This window comes from Luteibacter sp. P4_E6 (assembly GCF_056401535.1).
Window position 1 is genome coordinate 1 of the sequence record NZ_JBFUJE010000164.1, and the last position, 8063, is coordinate 8063.

The 8063-nt window shown below is 63.3% G+C and carries 5 protein-coding genes; 2 read left to right on the forward strand and 3 right to left on the reverse strand.

Annotated elements, in window-relative coordinates; translation table 11 throughout:
• Nucleotides 1–111: 111 nt before the first annotated feature.
• Both AC1DT2_RS11580 and AC1DT2_RS11585 read right to left on the reverse strand, forming a co-directional pair.
• Nucleotides 112–1776: an MFS transporter gene (locus AC1DT2_RS11580; RefSeq protein ID WP_213949074.1), complete on the reverse strand. Its 1665-nt coding sequence runs from the start codon at nt 1774–1776 to the stop codon at nt 112–114.
• Between the two features lie 12 nt (nt 1777–1788).
• Entirely contained in the window at nt 1789–3288 is a 1500-nt protein-coding gene (locus AC1DT2_RS11585) for a hypothetical protein (RefSeq protein ID WP_477296322.1), read from the reverse strand.
• A gap of 164 nt (nt 3289–3452) precedes the next feature.
• Here AC1DT2_RS11585 and acs point away from each other — a divergent pair, with 164 nt between their 5' ends.
• Both acs and AC1DT2_RS11595 read left to right on the forward strand, forming a co-directional pair.
• Nucleotides 3453–5393, forward strand: a complete 1941-nt coding sequence (acs, locus tag AC1DT2_RS11590; RefSeq protein WP_477296323.1) for an acetate--CoA ligase — start codon at nt 3453–3455, stop codon at nt 5391–5393.
• A gap of 6 nt (nt 5394–5399) precedes the next feature.
• Nucleotides 5400–6068, forward strand: coding sequence for a response regulator transcription factor (locus AC1DT2_RS11595; RefSeq protein WP_063571458.1), 669 nt, complete (start codon nt 5400–5402; stop codon nt 6066–6068).
• Between the two features lie 125 nt (nt 6069–6193).
• Here the strand turns inward: AC1DT2_RS11595 and AC1DT2_RS11600 are convergent.
• Nucleotides 6194–8063 (reverse strand): hybrid sensor histidine kinase/response regulator (locus AC1DT2_RS11600; protein WP_477296325.1); only part of this gene is annotated, 1870 nt, incomplete at its 5' end.

Below are 8063 nucleotides of genomic sequence, written 5' to 3' on the forward strand. Positions count from 1 at the left end.
AGGGTGAGGCGAGCACCCTATCGCCGATGAATCGGCTCCTACCGAGCAGGGCGTAACGACAACGGCCGATCCTGAGGACCGGCCGTTGTCGTTACAAGCGTATCTGCGCCCTCAATGATCCAGCGGCACGTCCTTGGTTTCGCGCACGAAGAACAAACCGATCACCACGGTCATCAATGCCACGACCACCGGATACCAGAGGCCGTAGTAGATATCGCCCTTCCATGCGACCAGCATGAAGCCGATGGTTGGCACAAAGCCGCCGAACCAGCCGTTACCGATGTGATACGGCAGGCTCATCGAGGTATAGCGGATACGCGTCGGGAACATCTCGACCAGCCACGCGGCGATCGGTCCGTACACCATGGTCACGTAAAGCACGAGGATGGCGAGCAACACGATGAGCATCGGGTAGTTGGACTGGGACGGGTCCGCTTTCTCCGGATAGCCCGCCGTCTTGACCTGCGCCGTGACCTTGCCGGTAAAGTCCTTGCTCTTCGCCGTGAAGTCCGCCTTCTCCAGGCCAGCGCCTTCGAACGACTCGATCACCTCGTCACCGATCTTCACCGTCGCCAGCGTGCCGGCAGGCGCCGCCGCGTTGGTATACGGAATGCCCTTCTTGGCCAGTACGCTCTTGGCGACATCGCACGAGCTGGTGAAGGTTTTCTTGCCGACCGGATCGAACTGGAAGGAGCAGGCATTCGGGTCGGCGGTGACGACGACCGGTGCCGTGGCGGCAGCGGTTTCGATCGCCGGGTTACCGAAGTGCGTCAGACCCTTGAAGATCGGGAACATGGTCAGCGCCGCGAGCAGGCAACCGGCGAGCACGACGGGCTTGCGCCCCACCTTGTCCGACAGCCAACCGAAGAACACGAAGAACGGCGTCCCGATGAGCAGTGCCGCTGCGATCAACAGGTTCGCCGTCGTGCCGTCGATTTTCAGGCTCTGGGTCAGGAAGTACAGCGAATAGAACTGGCCCGTGTACCAGACCACCGCCTGTCCCGCCGTGGCGCCTAGCAGGGCGAGGATCACCAGGCGAAGGTTCTTCCACTGGCCGAAGGCTTCGGTCAGCGGTGCCTTGGACTGTTTGCCCTCGGCCTTCATCTGCTGGAACACCGGCGACTCGTGCAACTGCATGCGGATGTACACCGACACGCCCACCAGGATGGAGGAGAGCAGGAACGGAATACGCCAGCCCCAGGCTTCGAAGCTCTCGGTACCCAGGCCAAGGCGCGTGCCAAGGATAACCAGTAGCGACAGGAAGAGGCCGAAGGTCGCCGTGATCTGGATGAAGCTCGTATAGAGGCCGCGTTTGCCGGGAGGCGCGTGCTCCGCGACATACGTGGCCGCACCACCGTACTCGCCGCCGAGCGCAAGGCCCTGTAGCAGGCGAAGCACGATCAACAACACCGGCGCGAGTACACCCATCGTCGAATAACCGGGTAGCACGCCGACCAGGAAGGTCGAGGTACCCATGATGATGATGGTGATCAGGAACGTGTACTTGCGGCCGATCAGATCGCCCACGCGCCCGAACACAATGGCACCGAACGGACGCACGGCGAAACCGGCGGCAAAGGCGAGCAGCGCGAAGATGAACTGGCTGGTCTCGTTCAGGCCGGTGAAGAACTGCTTGCCGATGATCGCGGCAAGCGAGCCGTAAAGGTAGAAGTCATACCATTCGAAAACCGTGCCCAGGCTCGACGCGAGAATCACGCGTCTGTGGCTGGTTCCAATGGTGCCGTCGGCACGAAGGCCGCTAGCAGTAGTCGCCATGGTGCTCTCCAATCAGAACCGGTACATACCGTTGAGGGTGAGTTCGTTACCCGAGGTCTTCTCGCGGCCGAGGCCGTTGACGGTGGTCGAGTCGAGGTTGGAGTGGATCAATTCGAGGCTGAAGTCGAACGGACCGGTGGTGTACTGCAGGCTGCCAGCCGTCTGGCGGTTCTTCAGCAGGCCGATGGTGTTGGCGGCACGCCAGCGCAGCACGTCGTCCGTATCGGGCTTGCTGACCGACGCGAAGCCATACAGCGTCCAGTGCGTGTCGAACTTGTAGCCGGCCTGCAGATAGCCACCCTTCTCCTTGATGTCGCCGAACTGCGAGAGGTTGCCGAAGATTTCGCCGATCGCGTTGCCGGAGTAAACCGCGGACTTGAGGATGAACTGACCGGGCGTCCACATGCCGCCGAGTTCGACAGCCGTGCTCGAGAGGTTCTTCTTGATCGGCGTGGGGGTATTGCCTTCGACGCCGCTCAGGTCGATCTTGCTGTAGTGACCTGCGAGGAATGCCGCCCAGTTGCCGCCCTTCGCCGTCAGGCGAGCCTCGAACTGCGGCCTGAAGCCGGCATTGCCCTGGGTAAGGAAGTTGTTCGTATCGGTGCCGCCGGCACGGCCGTTCCAGGTGCCTTGAAGTGCCGCGACATCCAGCCGCCACTTGGTGCCTTCGGCGCCGTGGTTAAGGTCCTGCATGAAGATCGCGCCCGGGAAACGCCAGCCGATCACACCGCTGCCGTAACCGAGCGGAAAGGCGATATGCGAGAGCGATTGCGGGATGTAATCCAGCGGGAACATGAGGTCCCACATCTGGCCGACGCGAATCGTCGTGCCCGAGTTCGGATTGCTGATATCGAAGTAGGCTTGGCGCAGGCGCTGCTCGGGCTGTGAACCTGCGTAGGCACCCGTGCCGTTGAAGCCGCCGAAGAAGTCCATTTCGATGCGACCGCTGCCGTTCCAGTTCTCGTTGAACTTGGCGCCGGCGAAGTCGAGCCAGAAGCGTGTATTGCGCACATCGACGCCGGAGACGCGGCCATTGGCATGCCCGGCACCGTCGGACGGGATCGGGTATTCGGCGTTCTGCCCGTTACCGTAGGTATAGGCCCTGTTCTGGCTGAACGCGCTGACGTCGATGAAACCGTGCAGCGCGAGCGAGACGCCCGGCGCGGTGCCGGTGGCAAAGGCCGGTTTCGCCGGAACGGTCGCGACGACCTTCTCGACCTTGGTCACCTTCTCGTCGGTCGCCTGGGCCTGCGTCTGCGCGGCCTGGGCCGTGGACGTGGCCTGGGTGGTCTCGGCCTTCTGCTCCTGGATCATGGCCTTGAGCTCGGCGAGCTGTTGCTCGAGCGAGTTCACGCGGGCTTCGAGCTCCGCTTCGTGGCTTGTGGTCTTCTTCGTCTTCGCTTTCGACTGGGCGTGGGCCAGATCCGGCAATGCGGCCATTGGCAGCATCAAGGCGCAGGCGACACTCAGGGCGATGGCCTTGCGGCCACCGGAACGGTTCGTCTTCATCATGGTCTCCCCAACCATTGGCGAGCCGAGCATGTGACACACCAGCCCGGGCATCCATTCGCCAAAGGTCGAACCTCGACCAAAGTCGTAGCACCCCCGCAGCCTTATGTTGCGCCGCGACGTTACACTTCCGGACATAGCCACAAGCCCATCCGCAGGAAGAACGCATGTCCGATATCCACCCGGTCGATCCCGCCTTTGCCGCCAGGGCGCACATCCGCAAGGACGACTACCAGCGCATGTATGCCCGGTCCATAGCGGATCCCGAGGGCTTCTGGAAGGACATGAGCGGCCGGCTCGACTGGGTTACGCCGCCGACGACGATCAAGAACGTCTCGTACGACCCGAAGGACCTGTACATCAGGTGGTACGAGGACGGCACGCTCAACGTCGCCGCCAACTGCCTGGACCGCCACCTGGAGAAGCGGGGCGACAAGACCGCCATCATCTTCGAAGGCGACGATCCGAACGAGTCACGCAGCCTGACCTATCGCGAACTCCACGCCGAGGTGTGCAAGTTCGCCAACACGCTGAAGAACCTGGGCGTGGTGAAGGGTGACCGGGTCATCATTTACCTGCCGATGATCCCCGAAGCCGCGGTGGCCATGCTGGCCTGCGCGCGTATCGGCGCCATCCATTCGGTGGTCTTCGGCGGCTTTTCGCCCGATTCGCTCGCCGGCCGTATTGCCGATTCCGGCGCCAAGCTCGTCATCACCGCCGATGAAGGCTGCCGTGGCGGCAAGAAGATCCCGCTCAAGACCAATGTGGACGAGTCGCTCACGCGACCGCACACCCACAGCGTCGAGACGGTCATCGTGGTCCGTCGCACCGGCGGCGCCATCCATCTGCAGTCGCCCCGCGACCGTTGGTACCACACCCTGATGGAAGGGCAATCGAGCGACTGCCTGCCCGAGCCGATGAACGCGGAAGACCCGCTGTTCACCCTCTACACCTCCGGATCCACGGGACTGCCGAAGGGGGTGCTACACACCAGCGGCRGTTACCTCGTTTACGCCAGCATGACCCACGAGCTGATTTTCGACGTGCGCGAGGACGACGTCTACTGGTGCACGGCGGACGTCGGTTGGATCACCGGCCATAGCTATGTGGTGTACGGCCCGCTCGCCAACGGCGCCACCGTGGTGATGTTCGACGGCGTGCCCAACTATCCGGATTTCAGCCGCTTCTGGCAGGTGGTCGACAAGCACCAGGTCACGTTGTTTTACACCGCGCCCACAGCCATCCGCGCGCTCATGCGCGAGGGCGAGGAACCGGTAAAGAAAACCTCGCGCAAATCCTTGCGCCTGCTGGGTACGGTCGGCGAACCGATCAATCCCGAGGCCTGGAACTGGTACTACCGCGTCGTCGGCGAAGAGCGTTGCCCCATCGTCGATACCTGGTGGCAGACCGAAACCGGCGGCATCCTCATCACACCGCTACCCGGCGCGACCGACCTGAAGCCGGGTTCGGCCACGCTGCCGTTCTTCGGGATCACGCCGGCCATCGTCGACACCGATGGCAAGCCCCAGGAAGGCGCCTGCAGCGGCAACCTGGTCATTACCGATTCCTGGCCGGGCCAGATGCGCACGGTGTATGGCGATCACCAGCGCTTCGTCGATACCTATTTCAAGACCTATCCAGGTAACTACTTCACCGGCGACGGCGCTCGCCGCGACGAAGACGGCTACTACTGGATCACCGGCCGCGTGGACGATGTCATCAACGTTTCCGGCCACCGTATCGGCACGGCGGAGGTCGAGAGCGCGCTGGTGGCCAACCACAAGGTGGCCGAGGCCGCCGTAGTCGGCTGCCATCACGACATCAAGGGGCAGGGCATCTACGCGTATGTGACGCTCGTGGCGGGCGAGAACGGCAGTGACGAACTTCGCAAGGAGCTCATCGCCGGCGTGCGCAAGGAAATCGGTCCGATCGCCGCGCCGGATTTCCTGCAGTGGGCGCCGGGACTACCGAAGACACGTTCGGGCAAGATCATGCGCCGCATCCTGCGCAAGATYGCCGAGAACCAGCCCGACCAGCTGGGCGACATCTCGACACTCGCCGATCCCTCGGTGGTGAAGAGCCTGGTGGAAGAACGACTGATCAAGTAGCTCCCCATGTCCGATGTCCTGATCGCCGACGACCATCCGCTGTTCCGCGACGCCTTGCAGCGCGCGGTCCTGGCGGCCTTGCCCGATGCCACCGTACACACGGCGGACAGCGTTCCGGCCTTGTTCGCCCTGATCGAGTCACTGCCCGACGCCGACCTGCTGTTGATGGACCTGCACATGCCGGGAGCGCGCGGTTACTCCGCGCTCGCCCACATTCGCGGCCAGTATCCGGGGCTGCCTACGATCGTCGTTTCCGGACACGAGGAGGCGCAGGTAGCCAGGCGTGCGCTCGCGCACGGTGCGTCCGCTTACATTCCGAAATCGGCGGCCGTGGACGACATTGTCGAAGCCGTGCGTGCCGTGCTCGATGGTGACGTGTGGCTACCGCATAAGCTGGTCGGCGGCAACGTGGAGTTGAAGCCCGACGAGGCGGATGTTGCGGCTCGCGTCGCTTCGCTCACACCTCAGCAGTTTCGTGTGCTGAACATGATCGCCGAGGGCCTGCTCAACAAGCAGATCGCCTATGAGCTCACCGTCTCGGAAGCGACGGTCAAAGCGCATATGACCGCGATCATGCGCAAGCTCGGGGTTTCCAACCGCACACAGGTCGCGCTCGCAGCGAGTCACCTCGACGTGGACAAAGAGGCCTTTCCCGCAAATTCGCCCGAACCGTGAGCGCCTCCGCGTTCTTCTGTGGGAGCCGATTCATCGGCGATGGCCGCAGCGAAACGCTACGCTGTAGCGGACACCTTATCGCCGATGAATCGGCTCCTACAGAAATCAGGTCTGGTCGCCGCTGCTTAGGCGGCGTGCGTTCCGGCGCGCTTCGCCAGGGCGACGAGCAACGCACGTAACGCGGCGGGGCGCACGGGCTTGTGTAGCAGCGGATAACCCAGGGCTCGCGCACGCTGCTTCAGTTCTGTACTACCGTCCGCCGTGACCATGGCAGCCGGCGGTATCGTACCTAGTTTTTCGGCGAGGAAGCGCAAGGCTTCGAGTCCGTCCATGTCGTCGCCCAGATGATAGTCGGCGAGGATCAGGTCGACATGCGTAGTCGACAACGTGTGCAGCGCGTCGCCGACATCGATCGCCACGCGGCAATCGACGCCCCAACGTCCGAGCAACGCCTTCATGCCCTCGAGAATCGTTTCGTCGTTGTCGATGCACAGCACCGTCAACGGCAATTGTTCGCCACCACCCGGGCGCGCCATGGCTGGCGCGCGCTTGCGCGACACGGGCGCCGTTCGCGGCACCGCGATGCTGAAGCAACTCCCGCGCCCCACACGCGATCGCAGGCTCAGGCGATGGTGGAGGATGCCGGCAAGACGGTCGCAAATGGACAACCCAAGTCCGAGCCCCTTCTCACCCCAGGGCGACGGACGTTCCAGTCGCTGGAACTCTCCGAACACGCGCACCTGTTGTTCGTTCGCGATGCCCGGACCCGTGTCCCACACTTCGATGCGTATTTCGTCACCGTCGCGACGCGCGCCGAGCAGTACGCCACCGGCGCGGGTATAGCGCAGCGCGTTGGAGAGGAAGTTGGCGACGATGCGACGAAGCAGTTGCGCGTCCGATCGAACCGAAAGTGTCGTCGGCACGACATGCAGCGACAACCCACGTTGTTCGGCGACAACGGCGAACTGCTGGCGCAGCGAGTCAAACAGATCGGCAAGGGCGAATGGCGCGACTTCCGGACGGTAGCTGCCCGCGTCGAGTCGCGATACATCGAGCAGGGCGTCGAGCAAATCTTCCGCGGCGCGGAACGATGCATCGATGCGTTCGGCTAGCTGCGCTGCATCGCTGTCCAGTCCGGGATGCTGACGCAGGGCTGAAGTGAACAGGCGCGCCGCATTCAGTGGTTGCAGAAGGTCGTGACTGGCCGCGGCGAGAAACCGCGTCTTCGACGCATTCGCCGCTTCGGCTTCGCGTCGCGCTATGGCCGTGGCAGTTAATGCTTCGGACAGCTCGGCGGTGCGCACTTCCACACGCTGCTCGAGTGTTTCGTTGGCATCGATAAGTGCCTGCTCGACGGACTTGTAGGCGGTCACGTCGGTAAAGGTCGTGACGAAGCCGCCACCAGGAAGCGCACGTCCGCGCATTTCGATCACGGTGCCATCCGGGCGAATACGCTGGAACACGTGCGGTGATCCGGCACGCATATAGCGAATGCGTTTTCCGACGTGCTCATCCACTTCGCCGGGCCCGCATTCACCGTGCTCCGCATTCCACCGGATCAGGTCGGCAACGGGCAGGCCGACGTACACCATGCCTTCGGGATAGTCGAAGAGCTCCACGTAGCGACGGTTCCATGCGACGAGGCACATGTCGCCATCCACCACGCTGATCCCCTGCGATACGTTTTCCAGCGTCGTCGACAGGAGCTCGCGATTGAAGCGAAGCTCCTGCGACGCTTCATCCATCAAGGCCATGGCCTCGGCGATGTCCAACCCCGTGCCGGACAACGCGCCCATGAGGATGCGCCGTGCGCTTGCCGCACCCACCGCGCTGGCCAACAGGCGTTCGGTAAACTGGATCAGCGGCCGGTCCGCCGAGTCCGTTGGGGTGAGCGTCACGCCGTGACGTTCACCGTATTCGTTGAATGCGCGCGTGGTGACGCGCTCGCCGACGATACGGCCAGCAATGGTACCGAGGTCGCGCACAGTCACACGG

What these genes read in the sequence shown, in the direction of transcription:
- AC1DT2_RS11585 (WP_477296322.1), bottom strand. Translation starts at nt 3,288, where the DNA reads ATGATGAAGACGAACCGTTCCGGTGGCCGCAAGGCCATCGCCCTGAGT.
- AC1DT2_RS11595 (WP_063571458.1), top strand. Translation starts at nt 5,400, where the DNA reads ATGTCCGATGTCCTGATCGCCGACGACCATCCGCTGTTCCGCGACGCC.
- AC1DT2_RS11580 (WP_213949074.1), bottom strand. Translation starts at nt 1,776, where the DNA reads ATGGCGACTACTGCTAGCGGCCTTCGTGCCGACGGCACCATTGGAACC.